Source organism: Chitinophaga sp. YIM B06452, from assembly GCF_039655965.1.
GTDB lineage: Bacteria > Bacteroidota > Bacteroidia > Chitinophagales > Chitinophagaceae > Chitinophaga.
In genome coordinates this window covers 799,950-819,457 of the sequence record NZ_JAWLKY010000002.1, presented here as the reverse complement: position 1 = coordinate 819,457, position 19,508 = coordinate 799,950, and the positions used below count along the sequence as shown (strand labels likewise).

Here is a 19,508-nt window from a genome sequence, read left to right as displayed (position 1 = left end):
AAAATTTTAACCCCTTGCATTAACGATTTAGCAGTATGTTTGCATAAGATAAAGTTCCAAGGCTCCAGTTAAATTGACCAAAATTTAATATCTACGTTGATGGGGACCGCCAATTATCAATTCCACCATGATGAAGAATTGTTGCTCCTTCTGCAAACCGGGGATCACCAGGCTTTCCGTGAGATATATAAAAGGTATTGGGATAAATTGCTTTACATCGCGGGGAAAAAGCTGGATGACTTTTCCGAAGCTGAAAGTATTGTACAAGATGTGTTTGTAGACCTCTGGCAGCGCCGCGAAACGCTGGAAGTGAGGCAGCAGCTGGCAGGATACCTCGTTGTGGCGGTGCGGTACCGCATCCTGAATTTCCTGGCCAGGCAGCAGAAAGCTGAAACTTATCTCCGCGATGCCGCCCGCAGCCTGTCGCCTGCAGACAGATCCACGGAAGAATGGTTAGGGTTCGAAGACCTGCGGGAATGGCTGGAGAAAATCGTAGCCGGCCTCCCGGAAAAATGCCGCCTGGCTTACCGGCTCCGCGGGGAAGGGTACAGCCAGCGGGAAATTGCCCAACATATGAACGTCTCCGAAAAAACAGTGGAAACCCATATCAGCCGCGCGCTTAAGATACTCCGCAACGGCCTGGGCCAGCTCATTTCCAGGATGTGGATGATGTTCTTCTAAAATTTTTTTCTCCCCCGTTCAGGGAAAACCTCTTTTCAATTGACCTTGTATCAGAAATCCTTTGCTGATGCAAGACCATTCCACGAATGAGCGCTACCGTGAGCTCGCCCGAAAACAATTGCTGGGCACGATCTCCCCTGATGAAGCGGCCGAACTGGCCGGATGGCTGGCCCATGACGATGGTCAACAGCTGGAAGTGCCTGCGGGTATAGCCGAAAGCCGCGATGTGCATGAGAAACAATTGCTGGGCGCTATCGAGCAACGCATCGGCTGGAAACGGTCTGCACGCATCCGTACTCTCAGGCTTACTGCCGCCGCCGCCGCCATTGTGCTCGCCATTGCATTGGGCTGGTGGATGGTAAAACCTTCTCCTTCCGCGCCTCCCGCTGCTTCTATTGCCGTTAACAAGCAAGACGGTTCACCGGGCGGTAACCGTGCCGTGCTCATGCTTGGCAACGGCCAGCGCATTGTGCTGGACAGTGCGGCCAACGGCACGCTTTTCAGCCAGGGAGGCATACAGGCCGTGAAGCTCGACAGCGGAAGCCTGGCCTACAATATGGGCGGAACGGGCGAAGAGATACAAATGCATACTTTGTCCACCCCCGTGGGCGGGCAATTCAGGATCACCCTCTCCGATGGCACCGCCATCTGGCTGAATGCCGCCTCGTCGCTGAAATTCCCCTCTTCCTTCACCGGCGGCGAACGGTCTGTTGAAATTACCGGCGAGGCTTATTTTGAAGTGGCGAAGAACAAGGCCATGCCTTTCAAAGTTCTGTTCAACGGCAACGCTGTAGAGGTATTGGGCACGCATTTCAACATCATGGCCTATCCTGATGAAACAAAGAGCAAAGTGACCCTCCTGGAAGGCAGCGTGGCCGTCAGCAATCCTTCCGGCCGGCAACTGCTCAGGCCCGGCATGCAGGCGCTGGTAGGCAACACCATCACTACAGGGCCCGCCAACGTGGAAGAAGCGGTGGCCTGGAAAAACGGGCTTTTCATTTTCGACAACGAGGATATACACAGCATCATGCGCAAGCTGGCGCGCTGGTACGACGTAAAACCTGCGTATGCTGATGCAATGCAGGGCGTTACCTTTTCCGGTACCGTATCGCGGTACGGCAACGTGTCTGACGTGCTGGAGATGCTGGAAATGACGGAAAGCGTACGATTCGAACTGCAGGGCGCCACCATCAGGGTGCGCCGCTGATTTCCCCCTATTTATGCCATATTAAAAACCATAACAGCCAAAATTGTTTGCCATGCAACGGTTCCACACAATGAAATTCCTGGTCTACGGAAAGTTGACTTTCCTGTTATGCATTATCGCATTCATGCAGGTGCAGGCATCGGCATTTGCACAACAGATCACGCTCAGGGTCAGAGACACCCCGGTTGAAGATGTGCTGAAAGAATTAAAAAGACAAAGCGGCTACAAGCTGCTGTACAACGATGCCCAGCTGGCCGGCGCAAAGCCCGTGAGCATTTCCGTGGAAAGAGCCACGGTAAAGGATGTGCTGGACCTCTGCTTTGCAGGCCAGCCGCTGGATTATACGATCCGGGAAAATACGATCGTCGTAAAACCGCGGAGCAGCCCTGTGCAAAGGGCTTTTACAGTTAAAGGAAAAGTAACGGGAGAGGCCAATGAGCCGCTTCCCGGTGTGAACATCGCGGTGAAAGGCACTTCCAAAGGCACGGTCACCGGCGAGGACGGCAGCTATGTGCTGTCTGTACCCGAAGGGACCGAAACGCTTGTATATTCCTTCATCGGCTTTGTAGCCCAGGAAGTGGCCATCCAGAAACGAGCCACCATCAATGTGAAGCTCGTGGTGGAAAATAAAGCGCTCACCACGTTAGTGGTAGTGGGTTATGGCGTGCAGAAAAAAGCCACGCTTACCGGCTCGGTAGCCTCCGTTACCAGCAAAGAGATCAATACCACCAAAAACGAAAGCGTGCTGAACATGCTCACCGGTAAAGTGCCCGGCCTGCGCATTGTACAGAACAGCGCGGAACCGGGTTCTTTCGACAATAACTTCGACATCCGCGGGCTGGGCGCGCCGCTGATGGTCATAGACGGCATCCCGAGGGATAACATCGAGCGCCTGGATCCTAACGATATCGAGAGCATTTCCGTGCTGAAAGACGCATCCGCGGCAGTGTACGGCGTGCGCGCGGCCAACGGCGTAGTGCTGGTCACCACCAAACGCGGAAAGATCGGGCGGCAGCTTACCTACAACGGTTCCTACACCCTGCAATCGCCTTCCGGCCTGCCCCGCTCCCTGGACGCCATCGGTTATATGACCCTGGTGAACGAGAAGAACATGCACAACGTGAACGGCGGCCGCCTGGCATACACCGACGCCGATTTCGAGCCTTACCGCAACGGCACCAAACAAAGCACCGACTGGTATACGCCTTCCATCAAAGGCACGGCGTCGCAGATGCAGCACAACCTTAACGCGTCCGGCGGAAGCGAGGACATCAGCTACTATGTAAGCCTTGGCTATATGACGCAGCAGGGCTTCCTCCGCAGCAACGACCTGAATTACAGCCGCTACAACGTACGCGCTAACATCACCGGCAAAGTAACCCGCGACATCACCCTGGACCTCAACGTAAGCGGCATCTTCGACCAGAAGAACCAGCCCTACCAGGACGCCTGGTGGATCATCCGTTCCTTCTGGCGCCAGAACCCGCTGGAGCCCGTGTATGCCAACAACAACCCGGATTACCTCGCGCATACGCCCGTGGATGGCACCAATCCCATCGCCATGTCCGACAAAAATATTTCAGGTTACAAGGTCTTCATGAAACGCTGGTTCCAGTCGTCCGTATCCGCCACCTACCAGGCGCCGTTCCTCAGCGGGCTGAAGTTTAAGGGCGTATACAGTTACGATTATAACAGTCTCACCAACAAAATATACCAACAGCAATACAATCAATACACCTACGACGCCGCTTCAGACACCTATACGCCCAGGGCGCAGCAGGCGCCTTCCAGCCTGCGGCGGGAGTATTTTGAACGGCCTAACACGCTCTTCCAGCTGTCTGCCGCCTACGACCGGAAATTCAATTCTGTGCATGATGTGAGCGCGCTGCTGTTGTACGAGAACAGCGTGCGCTCCGGCGATAACTTCTACGCGCTGCGCGAGCTTTCCCTGGCCGTAGACCAGCTGATGGCGGGCAACAGCACCAACCAGCAGGGCAACATGTCCGCTTCGCTGAACGACCTTTACCGCAACGCCAACCGCGCGCTGGTGGGCAGGCTGAATTACGCTTACAAATCGAAGTACCTGCTGGAAGCGAGTTTCAGGAGAGACGGCTCGTCCAAGTTCCCGGAAAACAAACGCTTTGGTTTCTTCCCCGGCGCATCCATAGGCTGGAGGATATCGGAAGAAGGTTTCTTTAAAGGGAGCAACGCGCTGAAGATGATCAGCAACCTGAAGATCCGCGCGTCTTACGGCGAGCTGGGCGACGATGGGGCGATCGCTTACCAGTTCATCACCGGTTATACTTATCCCGCTTCCGGCAACAATAACGAGCTGCCGCCCGGGCATATGTTCGACGGGGAATTCATCAACGGCCTTCAAAGCAAAGGCATTCCCAATCCTTTCATCACCTGGTTCGTGGCCAAGACCGCGAATATAGGCATAGACATAGACGCATGGCGCGGCAAGCTGGGGGTTGTGGTGGACGTCTTCCGCCGCAACGGCACCGGTCTGCTCACCACCCGCTCGCAAAGCCTGCCGGGCGTGGTAGGGGCGAACCTTCCGCAGGAAAACCTCAACAGCAACCGTTCGCAGGGGATAGAAATAGAGGTCAACCATGGGAATAAGATCGGCGACTTTGAATATTACGCCAAAGCCATCTATTCGTATACCCGTACCCGTAACAGGTACGTAGAGCGTTCCGCTGCGGGCAACTCTTACGAAAACTGGCGGCAGAATTCCAACAACCGCTTCAACAACGCCCGCTGGGGCCTCGGCGCGGGAGGGCGTTTCAATTCCTGGCAAGACATCCTGAACAGCAAGACCTACACAGGAAGAGGTACGCTTCCCGGCGATTATGCTTACGAAGATTGGAACGGGGACGGCATGATCAGCGACCTGGATGTGCATCCCATCGCATACAACGGCATCCCGATGGTAAACTACGGGGTTTCGCTCGGCGGTTCCTGGAAGGGGCTGGACCTCAATCTCCTCATCCAGGGCGCCAGCCTGGTGAACGTGGGCTACAACGAACAGCTGCGCGAATCCCTCTGGGGGGGCGGCAGCGGTCTGGCGCTGTTCCTGGACAGGTGGCATCCCGCCGATCCCACAGCAGACCCCTACGATCCGAATATTCAATGGATACCCGGGAAATACGGCTACACCGGCACGGTGCCTGATGAGAACTCCGGCTTCAACGTGCAGAATGCGGCGTATGTACGCCTGAAGAGCGCAGAGATCGGGTATTCGCTGCCTGCCAGGCTGGCCGAGAGGATCGGGCTGGGTGGCGTAAGAGCGTTTGTGAATGGTTACAACCTCATCACCATTACAGATATCAGGTACGTGGACCCGGAGCATCCTGCGACCTTGTATAGCTACCTGTATCCGCTCAACAAGACTTTTTCCGTAGGCCTGAACGTTAAATTTTAATCTTATGAAACGAAGCATGAAAGATCATACCACACATGGGAATATATATGCGGAGTTCCATCCGGCCATTGAAAAGAGAAAAAATATACGGATGAAACGAAGCATGACAGATCATACCACACAAGGGAATGTATATGCGGAGTTCCATCCGGTTGCTGAAAACAGGAATATACGGATGAAACTGAAGATATTCCTGCTTTCCATCATATGCATCATCGGCCAGGTTGCCTGCACAGACCTGGATATACCGCCCATGAACGTGATCCAGGACAAAGACGTATTTGCCACCGAAGGCGGCATCAGGATCTACATGGCGCGCTGCTACAGCGAGCTGGCGATGGAAGATTTCCGTTATTCGCCCACCAGGGGCACCAATCACTTCTGGATCATCAATCCCCAGCCGGCCAACACCGGCGAGGCCTTGAGCCGCGACCTGAACGGCGCTACCGCAGAGCAGTTCAATTTCTGGGAGCGTGCGTACCCGCTGATCCGCGAAGCGAATTATTTCCTGGAAACACTGCCTTCCTACGCAAAGAATTTCCAGGAAGCTGATGTGAACCACTGGCTGGGAGAGGCCCGCTTCATCCGCGCTTTCACCTATATGGCCCTGGTGAAAAGATACGGCGGCGTGCCGATCGTAGACAAAGTGCTGAGCTATCCTGACCAAAGCATCGAGGAACTGCGCATCCCGCGGGCTTCCGAAGAAGATGTGTATGATTTCATCGCGGCAGACCTGGATTTTGCATACGCCAACATGAAGGGATCCAGCGAAACAGGCCGCGCCAACAAATACGTGGCGGCTGCTTTCAAATCGCGGGCGATGCTGTATGCAGGCTCCATCGCGAAATACAACCAGGTACAATTGTTCGACGGCAGCCAGAACCGTCTTTGCGGCATTCCGGCAACAAAGGCCAACGCTTATTTCAAGGCTGCTTACGACGCGGCGGCGTTGCTGGACGGCAAGTATACCCTGTACCGGAAAAGCTGGGCTGCCGGCGATAAACAGGCGCAGATGGAGAATTACATCAACCTGTTCTTCGACGCTACCAGCCCGGAAAACATCCTGGTAAAAGAATACAAATACCCCGAGACCGTTCACGGGTACGATGCCTACAACGTTCCGCGCCAGCTGATGGGCGGCAACGGTTACTCCGCGGAAGTGAATCCCACGCTGAACTTCGTGGAACTTTTCGACGGCATACCTAAAAATCCTGACGGCACCATCAAAACGCTTGACGATGCCGGTAAATACGTGCTATATACCAACACGCTCGATCTCTTTGCCAATGCGGAACCCCGGCTGCGCGCCACGGTGATCGTGCCGGGAGATATTTTCAAGAACGAAAGCATCGAGATCTACCGCGGTATTTATACGGGCAGTGCAACCGGCGGTATCAGCCGTTTGCTGCCTGCAGGCTCCACCGCGCCTTATCCTTCCGCGAACATCGTTTCCTCCGCCAACGCGCAGCAAACGCCTTACACGCTGCCTAACGGCACGAAGAAGAACCCGGCAGGCCGCAGCGGGACGTTTACTGCAGACGGCACCTGCTCCGTATCCGGCTTTTCCGTAAGGAAATACCTGGACCCGGAGCGGCCCACCGCGGAAGTGCTGGAAAACCGTTCGGACCAGACCTGGATAGAAATGCGTTATGCCGAAGTGCTGCTCAACCGCGCGGAAGCCGCGTACGAACTATATGCAGCCGGGCAGGCGGGCAACTACCTGCAGGACGCGTTCACGCTCATCAACCAGGTCCGTGAAAGGGCAGGAGCCAGCCTGCTGGCTTCAGCCGCGGCACTCAATAATATCAACATCGTGCGCAATGAAAGACGGAAGGAACTGGCATTCGAGAACAAGGTATGGTGGGATCTCAAAAGATGGCGTGTGCTGGACAGGGAGCAGAACGGCACCATCTACCGCACGCTGATGCCTTTTTACGCAGCCCAGGCCGGTAGATATTTCTTCGACGCGCGGTTCGACGAACGGAACTCCCGCTACACCTTCGACAACAGGTGGTATTACCAGGAAATTCCCGGCTCGGAGATATCCAAAAGCCAGAACCTGATCCAGAACCCAGGCTATTAATGTTGAAAAAATTCATTTATGAAAAAGAAAATCTGCCATATCGCGCTCTGCATATTGATCACGCTCACCTGCGCCTGCAACAAGGAATTCGACGACTATCCCGAACCGGCCGAAACGCTTGCCGGTAACGTGAAAGACGCGGGCTCCAAGAACAATGTGCAGTCTGAAGCCGGCGACAGGGGCATGCGCCTGGTGCTGGAAGAGCTGAGCTGGAGCGCCACACCCACGCCATATTATTTCTTCACCATGCAGGACGGTACTTTCCGCAACACGAAGATCTTCAAAGGCAATTACCGCATTTCCGTGGAAGGCCCCTTTGTGCCGCTCGTGCAATACGACGGCTCCGGCAACATTACGGTAGACAACCGGAAGACCATGGACGTGGCGGGCACCACCAACGTGGATTTTGAAGTAGAGCCTTTCCTGAACGTGGCGTGGGTGGGCGAACCGGTGTACAACAGCGCAGACCAGACCGTGAGCGTGCAGGTGCGTTTCACCCGTGGTACCGCCAACACCGCATTCCACCAGAATGTAACGGACGTGTTCCTGTTCGTTAGTCCAAATACCTACGCAGGCAATAACAACTACGACAACAAATATTCCGTGCAGGTCAACTACGACGGCACATCCGGCAACGACCTGCTGGGGCAGACGGTGACGCTTACCACGAAAGACAAGCTGCCGCCTTCCCGTACATATTACCTGCGGGTGGGTGCGCGTGTGGATTATGGTTTGAAGTATTATAACTACACCGACATCAAATCTATCAGCACACCATGATGAGAAAAACCTTCATAATTGTTTGCAGCCTTTACGTGACTGCTGCCGCTGCGCAGCAGAAAACGGCCTTTCAGACCAGCAGTGCGTGGACCCCGGAGATAGACGTCCGTTCGGACATCGCGATCGTATATGGCGCCAACGACCGCCGCGGTATGACCTTTGAGGAACGCGTGCGGTCGTGGCGGGAGCGGGGATACCAGACGCATTTTATGACCGGCATCGCCTGGGGTTCTTACGAGGATTATTTTACCGGTAAATGGGATGGGAAGAACCATTTCGGCATCGGGCAGGTGGAGCAGGACGGCGATACCATCTGGCATGGCCGGAATGTGCCGTACGTGGTGCCGGAAAGCACTTTCATCCGTTATATGAAGGAAGGCATCGTCAAAAAAGTGATCGACGCCGGCATCAGCCACATCCACCTGGAAGAGCCTGAATTCTGGGCAAGAGCGGGTTACAGCGAAGTGTTCAAGCAGGAATGGCAGCGCTACTATGGATTTCCCTGGCAGCCGCAGCACACTTCGCCTGAGAACACTTACCTGTCCAGCAAGCTGAAGTATCATCTTTATTACAATGCCATTAAGGAAGTATCTGAATACGCCAAGTCGTATGGCAAACAAAAGGGGATGGATGTGAAAGTGTACATCCCCACGCATTCGCTGGTGAATTATTCCTCGTGGCGGATCGTGAGCCCGGAGGCAAGCCTGGCTTCGCTTCCCAGCATCGACGGTTATATCGCGCAGGTATGGACCGGCACTTCGCGCGAACCTACATTTTACAACGGCTTGCGGAAAGAGCGGGTGTTCGAGAATGCTTTCCTGGAATACGGTTCCATGATCTCCATGACGGCGCCCACGGGCCGGAAGATCTTCCTGCTTACGGACCCGATAGAAGACTGGCCGCGCGATTGGGGCGACTACAAGCGCAACTACGAAGCGACCTTCACGGCCAAGCTGCTATACCCCATGGTGGCGGATTACGAAGTAATGCCCTGGCCGGAGCGGATCTATACGCGGCCATATAAATTGCCGAACAGCGATTCCAGCATCCTGATCCCGAAATATTATTCCACGCAAATGCAGATCATGGTGAATGCGCTGAACAGCATGCCGGTATCGGAGAACCGCGTGTCTGGCGTGCATGGCATCGGCGTGCTGATGGGAAACTCCATGATGTTCCAGCGTTTCCCGACGCACCAGGGATTCGAGGACCCGCAGTTCTCCAACTTCTACGGGCAAACGCTGCCTTTGCTGAAGCTGGGCATACCCGTGGAAACGGTGCATATGGAGAACCTGCCGTTTGCGGCTACCCTGAAAGATATCAAGGTGCTGGTGATGAGTTATTCCAATATGAAACCCATGTCTGCCGAAGTGCATGAGCACCTGGCGGCCTGGGTAAAGAAAGGCGGCGTGCTTATTTATTGCGGCCGCGACGATGATCCGTACCAGACGGTGCAGGAATGGTGGAATACGAAGGGCAATTCCTTCAAAGCGCCATCAGAGCATCTGTTCCGCCTGCTGGGGGTCAAAGCCGGCCAACCGGAATCGCGCGTAGGGAAGGGAACGGTGTACATCGTGCGCCGGCATCCCAAAGAATTTGTGATGAACGCGGGCGGGGAAACTGCCTTCGTGGCGCTGGTGAAAAAGGCTTTTGAAGAAAGCGCCAAAGCCGGCAAACTCCCTTTCAGCAATACACTCCACGTATCGCGCGGCATGTACGACGTGGTGGCTGTGATGGACGAAAATGCCAGCCGCGAACCATTTACTGTAAAGGGCCCGGTGATCGACCTGTTTGACCCTAAGCTGCCCGTGCTTTCCAGCAAATCCGTGGCGCCGGGCACACAGGCGCTGCTGCTGAATGTTACGCGTGTGAAAGCGCCGGACAAGCCGCAGGTACTGGCGGCCGCGGCGCGTGTATATGATGAGGAAAGAAAAGGAAAATCATACAGCTTCGTGGCCAAAAGTCCTGCCAAAACGATCAATGTCATGCGTATTTTATTGCCGGCTGAGCCGGAAGGAACGGTGCTGACCGGCGCGGGCGGGGAGAAAGTGGAATCATCCTCTTCCTGGGATGAAAGTTCTAAAACGCTTTTGCTTCAGTTTGACAATAGCCCGGATGGGGTGAAGGTGGAGGTGAAGTGGAAATAACCAATAATGCAACGGCAGCTACAGGCTGCCAGTGACCGGGAAAGTTCGTCATTGCGAGGAGCAGCCGGGCCAGAGCGGGGGTAGCGACGAAGCAATCTCTTTCATTGAATTTGACATACTCCAATACATTGAGGAGATTGCTTCGTCGCGTTTTTTGTTGCACTGAATCCCTTGCTGCTCCTCGCAATGACGAGTTTTTCGCACAATGACGGGTGTTAGATATAAATATTTTAAGAAACAGGCTGAGCACTGCTAACCATTTTCTTCAACAACACGATCTGCCCCAAATGATAATAACAATGCTCGATCATCGCATCGATATTGCGGTGGTAGGTGCCATATTTTTTATCGGTGAAATCTTCTTCCAGCTTGTCTTCCGTCAACAGCCCCACGGCATTGGCGAATGCTTCGGCATCGCTCCATACCTTATCCAGCAGTGCTTCCCATTCTTCCTGTGATGTGATGGGTAGAAGATCGTAGCTGAATTTGTCGCTGATGTCCAGCGGGCCGCCTTGCAGCACTTTTAATACGCCGGCGATGTAATAGTTAACGTGAAAAGTAAGGGCGGCGATCGTATTGAGAGTGCCGGTCTTTTGCGTGGCCTGTTCCCACCGCAGGCCGGTTAGCTGGGCTTTGTAATTCGTGCCTGCCACCCAATCTCCTTTTAAAAAGATCTCCCGGAAACGGTGGGCCAATTGTGCAGCTGGATTATTTTTCATCTGGCGGATATTTTATACGCGGTGCTTGCGCCTGAATTGAGAGGGCGACAGCTTTACCACTTTCCTGAATTGTTTGTTGAAGTTGGTCATGTTGTTGAAGCCGCTTTCCTGGCAGACATAACCGATGCTGAAATTGCCTTTCATCAATTGCCGGCAGGCATGGCTTACCCTTATCTGGTTCACGAAGTGCGAGAAATTTTTCTTGGTCCGGTTCTTAAAATACCTGCTGAAGCTGGAAGGGCTCATCATCGCGATGCGCGCAATTTCCTGCAATTGTATCTCCTGCTTGAAATTGGCCAGTACATAATCGAATATCTTTTGCAGGCGGTCGTTTTCCCGGCGGCTCCTCCCGATCACTTCCGGGCTTGAAAGCATGGAGTAGTCAGTGGATTCGGATAATTCTTTCAGGATGGACAGCAGGCACATCAGCCGCTCGATGCCGGTGCAGGAAAGCAGCGCTTCCATTTTTACGGCAACGCTGGCTGCCGTTCTTTCGCCGAAGTGCAGGCCCATTTTCGATTTTTCGAACAGCAGCAGGATCTTTTGCATTTCGGGGATCTGTAAAAAGTCTTTCCCTAAAAATTCTTCTTTGAAGTGAATGACCAATGTGCCGCCCCGTTTTTCCCCATCATCTTTCCGGTACCAGTGCGGCAGGCTCGGTCCCAGGAAATCCAATTCGCCTTCGTGGTAGTCAGATACGTGGTCGCCCACAAAACGCCTGCCTTTTCCATGGATGATCAGCACCAGTTCGTATTCCGGGTGATAATGCCATGGCGTTTCAAAATAAGGCGTGATGTAACGGTCCGCTACGAAAGAAGACTGTTCTGAAAGCGGCAGTTTTTGAATGAGGGACTTCATGGCGACGCGCTTGGGTGATAAAGTTAAAATACAAAAAATCGCAGCATCCGGGGAAAAAAGGTCAAAAAAGTTGTTTTTTTAGGTCAAATAGTTGTAAACGCAAACTGCTTTAATCCCCAATTTTGAGTACGGCCAAAACTGTTGATATGGAAGCGTTATTCTCCCCTGAACAACAAGCGCAGTACCATCGCGACGGGTACATCATCGTAAAAGGACTTGTTTCGCATCCCGAAACAGACCTGTTATATAAAACCGCCCTGGAAGACGACGCCATGCGCAAAAACGCGCTGGACCTGAATGACCAGGCGGGTAAGAAAACAAAACTGTCCCTTTGGTTTACACCCGGCAACGATGTGTTCGGCTACCTGACCCGCAGCCAAAAACTGGTGGGCAGGGTAGGCCAGCTGCTGGACAGCGACGCGCCCGTTTGCCATTTTCATTCCAAGCTCATGCAAAAAGAGCCCAGGGTAGGCGGCGCCTGGGAATGGCACCAGGATTACGGCTACTGGTACAAGAACCAGTTCATGTTCCCGGACCAGCTGGTGTCTGTAATGGTTGCATTAACGGCCGCCAATAAAGAGAACGGCTGCCTGCAGGTGATCAAAGGGTCGCATAAGCTCGGCCGGGTGAACCATGGCTTTGCCGGCGAACAGGTGGGCGCGGACATGGTGATGGTGAACAATGCGCTGAAAACGATGGAACTGGTGTACGTGGAATTGGCGCCCGGCGACGCGCTTTTCTTCCACAGCAACATCCTGCACCGCTCCGAAGCCAACCTTTCCGATCATCCGCGCTGGTCAGTCATTTCCTGTTACAGCTCACAATCCAACCTTGCCTATAACGAAACGTCCACCTCCTGGAAAGAACCGGTGCAGGTAGTGCCGGATGAAGCCATTCTGCAATGGAAGGCTGCGTCTTTGTCTGAAGCGGACTTCCTGAAAAAAGAGAATGACCCGGCGCTGAAAGATACCGGCTGGGAAAAAGAAGTAGATGTGAAATAACAACAACCTAACTATAACGAACCACGTCATGAAAATTGGGTATTGCATACCGTTTGCGCTCCTGCTTACTGCCCTTGCCTGCAGTGAACCATCGAATAAGAAACAAGAAATAACGAAAAGCCTGGACCTCTACCTTCCCGGTGACCTGGAAGTCACCCTGTGGGCGGAATCCCCGCTGTTCTACAACCCCACCAATATGGACGTTGACATCAGGGGCAGGATATGGATCACCGAAGCGGTGGATTACCGCAATTTCAACAACGATTCCGCAAAGCACCTGCATCACGCCAAGGGCGACCGCGTGATGATCCTGGAAGATACGGATGGCGATGGCGCGGCGGATACTTCTAAAGTTTTTGTGCAGGACAGGGACCTGATCGCGCCGGTGGGCATTGCTGTGATCGGGAATAAAGTAATAGTGTCCTGCTCTCCCAATATGATTGTGTACACAGATGAAAACGGGGACGACCAGCCGGACAGAAAGGAGATCTTCCTGGGCGGCTTCGGCGGTTATGATCACGATCACTCCCTGCATGCCGCTTATGCGGGGCCCGATGGCAACTGGTATTTCAACACCGGCAATGCGGGGCCGCATATCGTGAAAGACAAGAGCGGATGGACCCTGCGGTCCGGCAGCATTTATACCGGCGGCTCGCCTTACAATAATGAGAACAGCGGCAATATGAAAAGTGACGATGGTAAGGTTTGGGTTGGCGGTCTTGCTTTGCGGGTAAACCCCGATGGAACCGGTTTAAAAGTATTGGGGCATAACTTCAGGAATTCTTACGAAGTGATCCCTGATTCTTACGGCAACCTTTGGCAGAACGATAACGACGACCAGGTGGTGGCCTGCAGGACCAGCTGGCTGATGGAAGGCGGCAATGCCGGTTATTTCAGCACCGACGGTACCCGTTTCTGGCAGGCGGACCAGCGCCCCGGCCAGGATGTGTTCACCGCGCACTGGCACCAGGACGATCCGGGCGTAATGCCCGCAGGCGACCGTTCGGGTGCGGGAGCGCCCACCGGCGTTGTTATAAATGAAAGTGATGCGCTGGGACGCGGGTACCTGGGGCTTTTGCTGAGTGCCGATGCAGGGAGGAACGTGATCTTCGGTTATCATCCCGCTGTGCGGCAGTCTGGCTATGACCTGGGAAAAAGAGAGAATTTTATCAGCTCCGTGCAGGATGCCGATGCGCCTTACGTTTGGAACGATACCGCGGTGAACAGGAAAAAGGAAAGCTGGTTCCGGCCGAGTGATGTGACCATCGGCACCGATGGCGCGATCTATATTGCGGATTGGTACGACCCCGTGGTGGGCGGCCACCAGATGCAGGACAGTGTGGGTTATGGAAGGATTTACCGCATCGTGCCCAAAAATAAAAAACTGGCTGCGCCGAAAATTGATATCAACACTACGGAAGGGCAGGTGGCAGCTTTGAAAAGTCCTGCCATTAATGTGCGTTACCAGGGTTTTGTGCGGCTCCGGGAAAAAGGCGAAGCTTCCGTACGACCGGTGCAGGCGTTGCTGGAAGACGATAATCCCTACATCAGGGCCAGGGCCGTTTGGCTGCTGGCGCAGCTGGGAGAGAAAGGCAAAGCTGTAGTGGAAGAGGTTTTGAAAAACCCGGATGTGCAGCTGAGGGCTGTAGCTTACCGCGCGCTCCGTCAAAGCGGCAGCGATATATTGCCTTATGCGCAGAAAATGATGAGCGATGCCTCGCCGTTTGTGAGGAGGGAAGTGGCGCTTTCTCTCCGTGATGAGCCGTATGAAAGGAAGAAGCCTGTGATGGTGGAACTGATCAAACAATTCGATGGTGAAGACCGCTGGTACCTGGAAGCCCTGGGCGCCAGCCTGCAGGGCCACGAAACAGACATCTACCCTGAGGTGGTGAAAATATTCGGTGAAGGAAAGGCTGCCCCGCAATGGAACCGCCCGATGGCGGCGCTTGCATGGCGTTTGCATCCTCCCGAGGCCGTAACAGCTTTAGCTGAAAGAGCCGGCGATCGGCAACTGTCCGCGCGCGACAGGCAGGCGGCTTTAACCGCGCTGGCTTTCGTGAACACGAAACCGGCCGCAGAGGCCATGGCCGCGCTGGCAAAAACAAAGCAGCCCGATGTGGCAGAGGCGGCGTCTTACTGGCTGGCTTTCCGGCAGGGCAACGACTGGTTCAACCTGCTGGACTGGAACACCCTCGACCTGAATACTGCCTATGAGCGCAAGCTGGCGGAAATGAAAGTGAAAAAACAGATCATCACAGACGAGCACCAGTCCCTCGACGAAAGAAAATGGCGTGTGCAGGAAATGGCGGTAGATTCCGTGGGCGGCCAGCTGCTCATCGGGATGGCGGAAGAAAAGACCTTGCCAGGCGACCTGTTCCCTTTTATCGAAGAAAAAATATTTATCAATCCCAACGCGACCATCCGGATGCAGGCCGGCAAATACTTTAAACAACCGGGCTCCGGCAAATCGTACTCCATACCGGACATGCTGCAATTGAAGGCAGACGTGGCCAACGGCAAAACGGTATTTACCAGCCGCTGCGGCAGCTGCCACAAGCTGGGCGGCCAGGGCAATAATATAGGTCCTGACCTGACCGGCATAGGAAAGAAATTTGACAATGCCGCCCTGCTGGACGCGATCGTGAATCCCAGCGCGGGCATTGTATTCGGTTATGAATCGTGGCTGGTCAATACCAGCGACGGCGCAACCCTTTTCGGCTTCCTGCTTTCCGAAAACCAACGATCGATCGTGATCAAAGACATTGGCGGGCAAAAGCACGTGGTAGATAAAAAGAAGATCACTTCACGGAAAAAGCAGGATAAAAGCCTGATGCCCGACCCAGTGAGCAATAATCTTACGGAGAAGGAAATAACCGATGTGGTGGGATTTTTAAGGAGTCATGGTTGATACATGCATTAAAAACACCCGCCTTTAACCTGCGAAACCCCTCACTATATACCGCGTAAAATCCGTCTACCCGCGATATTTCGTGAAACAGCATTGTATTGTCTTCTTTTAATTTATTGATAACTAGTTGGTTAACCCCATGGCACATAGGTTGCAAATCGTTCTCCGCAACAATAGTGTTGCATTCACTATTTAAAACCGAAAGCCATGATACCCATTGCCGAGATCCTGCGCAGCTTTTTCCGGGGTGAAACTTCCCATCCGCCCGTAAATGCCGAAGAAACCGCCCTGCACCCCGTTCATGAGAAAGACATTACCCAGGGCAGCGAATTCCTGGACGACCAGATCAGGACAGACGACATCGAAGAAGATGAGATCTATTAATAACCGCCCGGCGAATCAGCGAACATATGCACATTGGAAGATCATATAAACTCTCCGATTTCCTCTTCTGGACGAGAAGAAAAATATACATACTCGTGATCCTGGGCACAGTGCCGGTAATACTGTACCATGTTTTGGGACTCAGGTGGCTGGTCGTACCCTGGACGGTGGTGTCTATCCTGGGCACGGCTACCGCTTTCATTGTCGGTTTTAAAAATACGCAGACCTACAGCCGCACCCGCGATGCACAGGCTATCTGGACGAACATCGCCAATACCAGCAAAGCATGGGCCATCATGTGCCGCGATTATTTCCAGGATCCGGAACTTGTCCGAACGCTGGTGTACCGCCACTTTGCATGGTTAACGGCACTGCGTTACCAGCTGCGGGAAGAGCGCGTATGGGAAGGGGCAGACAGAAGCCATAATGCCGAATACCAGCGTTACTACGAAATTCCCGAGCGGGTAACAGCCTTTAAAGACGAGATGCTGAAATACATCCCGGAAAAAGAGTTGGCGTATATTTCCGGTACCCGCGACAAAGCGTCGCAGCTGCTTGCCCTGCAAAGCCAGACCATGCGGACTGCGTACGAAGGGCAGGCGGCTATGCCGTCGCAGTTTGTGGAGATACAGCGGGCGCTTAATAATCTTTTCAGCCAGCAGGGCCAGTGCCAGTCGTTCAAAGAAACGCCGTACCCGCGGCAGTACTCCATTATCAATACCATTTTTGTGCGCATCTTCCGCCTGCTGCTTCCTTTTGGCATGCTGCAGGAGGTAGACAAGCTCAACAGCCTGGCTGGCGGCCTGATGAAGGGGAATATGATCTGGCTGGTGATCCCCTTCAGCGTGATCATCTCCTGGATGTACACTTCCCTGGAACAGGTGGGTGAAAGCACCGAGAATCCTTTTGAAGGAAGCGCCAACGACGTGCCCATTTCACAGATCTGCCGCGAGATCGAGATAGACCTCCGGGAGATATTGGGGGAAACAGCATTGCCGGTGCCGCTGAAACCGCAGAACGACATTGTTGTTTAACGCCTGCGTACGGGGGCAAAAAAAATATCCGGGAATTTGTCCAATTAAGAAAAGCCCGGTTGTCATTAGTACAAACAAACCCAATTAAAATGGAACAAAGGATTAACTTTCAGGAAAAAGGGATGAATGCCCTTAAAACGCTCTTTCACACCGGCGCGTATCTTAAGAAGTCTTTGATCGAAGAGAAACTGCAGGAACTGGTAGACTTCCGCGTATCGCAGATCAACGGCTGCGCTTACTGCCTGGATATGCACTCGAAAGACGCCCGCGCCCATGGCGAAACCGAGCAGCGTTTGTTTGCCATCAGCGCATGGCGCGAAACACCGTTCTTTACTGACAGGGAAAGGGCTGCGCTGGCATGGGCCGAAGCAGTGACCGCCTGTCATATCCCGGATGAGACCTATGCGCGGGTAAAAACACAGTTCACCGACGAGGAGCTGGTAGACCTGACGCTGGTTGTTTCAACCATCAACACCTGGAACCGCTTCAACATCGCGTTCCACAACCAGGCTGCCGTAGGCACCTACAGGGTAGGGCAGTTTGGCTGATGCACGAAAGCACTTAAAAAAACCATGAAATATGAATGAGTTCTTATTAGTATTCCGGAGAGATTACAAAACGAAGGAGATTCAACCGTCGCCGGAGCAATTGCAGGCGCATTTGAGCCGGTGGCGGGAATGGTTTGACGATCTCAGGGCCCGCGACCTGTTTGCCAGGCCGCCGCAGCCCTGGGAATCCGTCGGGAAGGTGCTGAAGCAGGACAAGAGCGTGACAGACGGGCCATATGCCGAGATCAAGGAATCGATCGGCGGGTTTATCGTGATCAAAGCCGGCAGCTACGACGAGGCAGTGGAGATAGCGAAAGGCGCGCCGATCCTTGAGCTGGGCGGAACCGTGGAAGTGCGCATGGCCGTGGTGTAACGCATTTTTTGCTGTATGGAAAGGAAGGAATTGTTACCGCATTTATTCAGAACAGAGTACCGGAAAATGGTTTCGGTGCTGAGTTCGCTTTTCGGCATGGAACATATAGAACTGGCGGAAGATATTGTGAGCGATACTTTCCTGGCTGCCACAGAATCGTGGAGCGCGAAGGGCGTGCCGGAGAACCCGGCAGCCTGGCTCTATACCGTCGCGAAAAATAAAACGAAGAACTGGCTGAAGAGAGATAACCTCTTTCAACAAAAACTGCTGGCGGACCTGCGGCGCAACACGCCGGAAGGAGAAGAAATAGAAATAGACCTTTCCGCACGCAATATTACGGACAGCCAGCTGGCGATGATCTTCGCGGTATGTCACCCTTCCATCCCCGCCGAATCGCAGGTGGCCCTTGCACTGAACCTGCTCTGCGGGTTCGGCGCGCAGGAGATAGCGGATGCGTATCTCACCACTACCACCGTCATTTATAAACGGCTCAGCCGCGCAAAAGAGAAGCTGAAAGAAGCAGGCATGGAGATAAGGCAACCATCCGTCCCGGAAATAGACGACCGGCTGGAAGCGGTGCTGAAGACCCTGTACCTTCTTTTTTCCGAGGGCTATTACTCCGTTTCCCATAATACCGTATTGCGGAAAGAGCTGTGCGTGGAAGCCATGCGGCTCGCCTACCTGCTGATAGAGCAGCCGCACACCAACCAGCCCGCGGTGAATGCGCTGATGGCTTTGATGTGTTTCCATTCCTCCCGCTTCGACGCGAGAATAAATGATACAGGAGAAATGATATTGTACCAGGAACAGGATGAAACGCGCTGGAACGCTGAACTGATCGAGCGGGGCGAGTATTATCTCTTCCAGGCTGCAGGACCGGTATTGACAAGATACCACCTGGAAGCAGCGATCGCGTACTGGCACACGCATAAAGAAGATTCCAGCGAAAAATGGAACAACATCCTGGACCTGTATAACCAGCTGCTGATATTGGAATATTCGCCAATTGCCGCCCTGAACCGGACTTTCGCCCTTGCCAAAGCCAAAGGCAAACGGGAGGCCATCATAGAAGCGGAAAAGCTGGGCCTGACGGACAATCATTTTTATTACTCTTTGCTGGGCAACCTTTACACCGATATAGACGACCGGAAAGCGATGCAGCATTATGAAACAGCATTGAAGCACGCCACTACCCCCGCCGATATTGCTTTAATGGAAAAGAACATCAGGCAGATCAGGCGCCGGCTGGATAATTGATCGTTCACGTTATTGCGGGAAAAGATCGTCATTGCGAGGAGCGATAAGGCATGCTCTGCGGCAGGAGACGCGACGAAGCAATCTCCAAACACGGGGCGTAT

The 19,508-nt window shown here is 53.7% G+C and carries 15 protein-coding genes; 13 read left to right on the top strand and 2 right to left on the bottom strand.

Going from position 1 to position 19,508, the window contains the following annotated elements; genetic code table 11:
- Nucleotides 1-99 precede the first annotated feature (99 nt).
- The 6 genes from R3I13_RS13080 to R3I13_RS13055 all read left to right on the top strand — a co-directional run bounded on the left by R3I13_RS13080 (nt 100) and on the right by R3I13_RS13055 (nt 10,325).
- Nucleotides 100-681: an RNA polymerase sigma-70 factor gene (locus tag R3I13_RS13080; RefSeq protein ID WP_346318405.1), complete on the top strand. Its 582-nt coding sequence runs from the start codon at nt 100-102 to the stop codon at nt 679-681.
- A gap of 67 nt (nt 682-748) precedes the next feature.
- The gene (locus tag R3I13_RS13075) at nt 749-1,888 is read left to right on the top strand and encodes a FecR domain-containing protein (RefSeq protein ID WP_346318404.1); all 1,140 of its coding nucleotides are present in this window, start codon (nt 749-751) and stop codon (nt 1,886-1,888) included.
- Between the two features lie 52 nt (nt 1,889-1,940).
- The gene (locus tag R3I13_RS13070) at nt 1,941-5,315 is read left to right on the top strand and encodes a TonB-dependent receptor (protein ID WP_346318403.1); all 3,375 of its coding nucleotides are present in this window, start codon (nt 1,941-1,943) and stop codon (nt 5,313-5,315) included.
- Between the two features lie 4 nt (nt 5,316-5,319).
- Nucleotides 5,320-7,398 (top strand): RagB/SusD family nutrient uptake outer membrane protein, encoded by a 2,079-nt coding sequence (locus R3I13_RS13065; protein ID WP_346318402.1) that lies wholly within the window; start codon nt 5,320-5,322, stop codon nt 7,396-7,398.
- A gap of 18 nt (nt 7,399-7,416) precedes the next feature.
- Entirely contained in the window at nt 7,417-8,178 is a 762-nt protein-coding gene (locus R3I13_RS13060; protein WP_346318401.1) for a DUF3823 domain-containing protein, read from the top strand.
- Nucleotides 8,175-10,325, top strand: a complete 2,151-nt coding sequence (locus R3I13_RS13055; RefSeq protein WP_346318400.1) for a hypothetical protein — start codon at nt 8,175-8,177, stop codon at nt 10,323-10,325. The genes R3I13_RS13060 and R3I13_RS13055 overlap by 4 nt, the downstream gene beginning before the upstream one ends.
- Nucleotides 10,326-10,555: 230 nt before the next feature.
- Here R3I13_RS13055 and R3I13_RS13050 read toward each other — a convergent pair whose 3' ends face one another.
- Entirely contained in the window at nt 10,556-11,044 is a 489-nt protein-coding gene (locus R3I13_RS13050) for a DUF1572 domain-containing protein (protein ID WP_346318399.1), read from the bottom strand.
- A 12-nt stretch (nt 11,045-11,056) separates the two neighbouring features.
- Complete coding sequence (locus R3I13_RS13045) at nt 11,057-11,902, bottom strand: AraC family transcriptional regulator (protein ID WP_346318398.1); 846 nt, start codon at nt 11,900-11,902, stop codon at nt 11,057-11,059.
- A 146-nt stretch (nt 11,903-12,048) separates the two neighbouring features.
- On the opposite strand from R3I13_RS13045, the gene R3I13_RS13040 reads away from it, so the two are divergent.
- The 7 genes from R3I13_RS13040 (at nt 12,049) to R3I13_RS13010 (ending at nt 19,407) form a co-directional block, all read left to right on the top strand.
- Complete coding sequence (locus tag R3I13_RS13040; protein WP_346318397.1) at nt 12,049-12,903, top strand: phytanoyl-CoA dioxygenase family protein; 855 nt, start codon at nt 12,049-12,051, stop codon at nt 12,901-12,903.
- 28 nt (nt 12,904-12,931) lie between these two features.
- Nucleotides 12,932-15,811: a PVC-type heme-binding CxxCH protein gene (locus R3I13_RS13035; protein ID WP_346318396.1), complete on the top strand. Its 2,880-nt coding sequence runs from the start codon at nt 12,932-12,934 to the stop codon at nt 15,809-15,811.
- Nucleotides 15,812-16,018: 207 nt separating this feature from the next.
- The gene (locus tag R3I13_RS13030; protein WP_346318395.1) at nt 16,019-16,195 is read left to right on the top strand and encodes a hypothetical protein; all 177 of its coding nucleotides are present in this window, start codon (nt 16,019-16,021) and stop codon (nt 16,193-16,195) included.
- 26 nt (nt 16,196-16,221) lie between these two features.
- Nucleotides 16,222-17,229 carry a bestrophin family ion channel gene (locus R3I13_RS13025; RefSeq protein WP_346318394.1) on the top strand — a complete coding sequence of 336 codons (1,008 nt, stop codon included), beginning with the start codon at nt 16,222-16,224 and terminating at the stop codon, nt 17,227-17,229.
- 89 nt (nt 17,230-17,318) lie between these two features.
- A complete protein-coding gene (locus tag R3I13_RS13020) occupies nt 17,319-17,777 on the top strand; it encodes a carboxymuconolactone decarboxylase family protein (RefSeq protein ID WP_346318393.1) in 459 nt (152 codons plus the stop codon).
- Between the two features lie 31 nt (nt 17,778-17,808).
- Complete coding sequence (locus R3I13_RS13015; RefSeq protein ID WP_346318392.1) at nt 17,809-18,150, top strand: YciI family protein; 342 nt, start codon at nt 17,809-17,811, stop codon at nt 18,148-18,150.
- Between the two features lie 15 nt (nt 18,151-18,165).
- Nucleotides 18,166-19,407: a sigma-70 family RNA polymerase sigma factor gene (locus tag R3I13_RS13010; RefSeq protein WP_346318391.1), complete on the top strand. Its 1,242-nt coding sequence runs from the start codon at nt 18,166-18,168 to the stop codon at nt 19,405-19,407.
- The last annotated feature ends 101 nt before the right edge of the window (nt 19,408-19,508 follow it).

What these genes read in the sequence shown, in the direction of transcription:
- R3I13_RS13060 (WP_346318401.1), top strand. Translation starts at nt 7,417, where the DNA reads ATGAAAAAGAAAATCTGCCATATCGCGCTCTGCATATTGATCACGCTC.
- R3I13_RS13070 (WP_346318403.1), top strand. Translation starts at nt 1,941, where the DNA reads ATGCAACGGTTCCACACAATGAAATTCCTGGTCTACGGAAAGTTGACT.
- R3I13_RS13040 (WP_346318397.1), top strand. Translation starts at nt 12,049, where the DNA reads ATGGAAGCGTTATTCTCCCCTGAACAACAAGCGCAGTACCATCGCGAC.
- R3I13_RS13080 (WP_346318405.1), top strand. Translation starts at nt 100, where the DNA reads ATGGGGACCGCCAATTATCAATTCCACCATGATGAAGAATTGTTGCTC.
- R3I13_RS13055 (WP_346318400.1), top strand. Translation starts at nt 8,175, where the DNA reads ATGATGAGAAAAACCTTCATAATTGTTTGCAGCCTTTACGTGACTGCT.
- R3I13_RS13020 (WP_346318393.1), top strand. Translation starts at nt 17,319, where the DNA reads ATGGAACAAAGGATTAACTTTCAGGAAAAAGGGATGAATGCCCTTAAA.
- R3I13_RS13075 (WP_346318404.1), top strand. Translation starts at nt 749, where the DNA reads ATGCAAGACCATTCCACGAATGAGCGCTACCGTGAGCTCGCCCGAAAA.
- R3I13_RS13065 (WP_346318402.1), top strand. Translation starts at nt 5,320, where the DNA reads ATGAAACGAAGCATGAAAGATCATACCACACATGGGAATATATATGCG.
- R3I13_RS13030 (WP_346318395.1), top strand. Translation starts at nt 16,019, where the DNA reads ATGATACCCATTGCCGAGATCCTGCGCAGCTTTTTCCGGGGTGAAACT.
- R3I13_RS13010 (WP_346318391.1), top strand. Translation starts at nt 18,166, where the DNA reads ATGGAAAGGAAGGAATTGTTACCGCATTTATTCAGAACAGAGTACCGG.
- R3I13_RS13045 (WP_346318398.1), bottom strand. Translation starts at nt 11,902, where the DNA reads ATGAAGTCCCTCATTCAAAAACTGCCGCTTTCAGAACAGTCTTCTTTC.
- R3I13_RS13025 (WP_346318394.1), top strand. Translation starts at nt 16,222, where the DNA reads ATGCACATTGGAAGATCATATAAACTCTCCGATTTCCTCTTCTGGACG.
- R3I13_RS13015 (WP_346318392.1), top strand. Translation starts at nt 17,809, where the DNA reads ATGAATGAGTTCTTATTAGTATTCCGGAGAGATTACAAAACGAAGGAG.
- R3I13_RS13035 (WP_346318396.1), top strand. Translation starts at nt 12,932, where the DNA reads ATGAAAATTGGGTATTGCATACCGTTTGCGCTCCTGCTTACTGCCCTT.
- R3I13_RS13050 (WP_346318399.1), bottom strand. Translation starts at nt 11,044, where the DNA reads ATGAAAAATAATCCAGCTGCACAATTGGCCCACCGTTTCCGGGAGATC.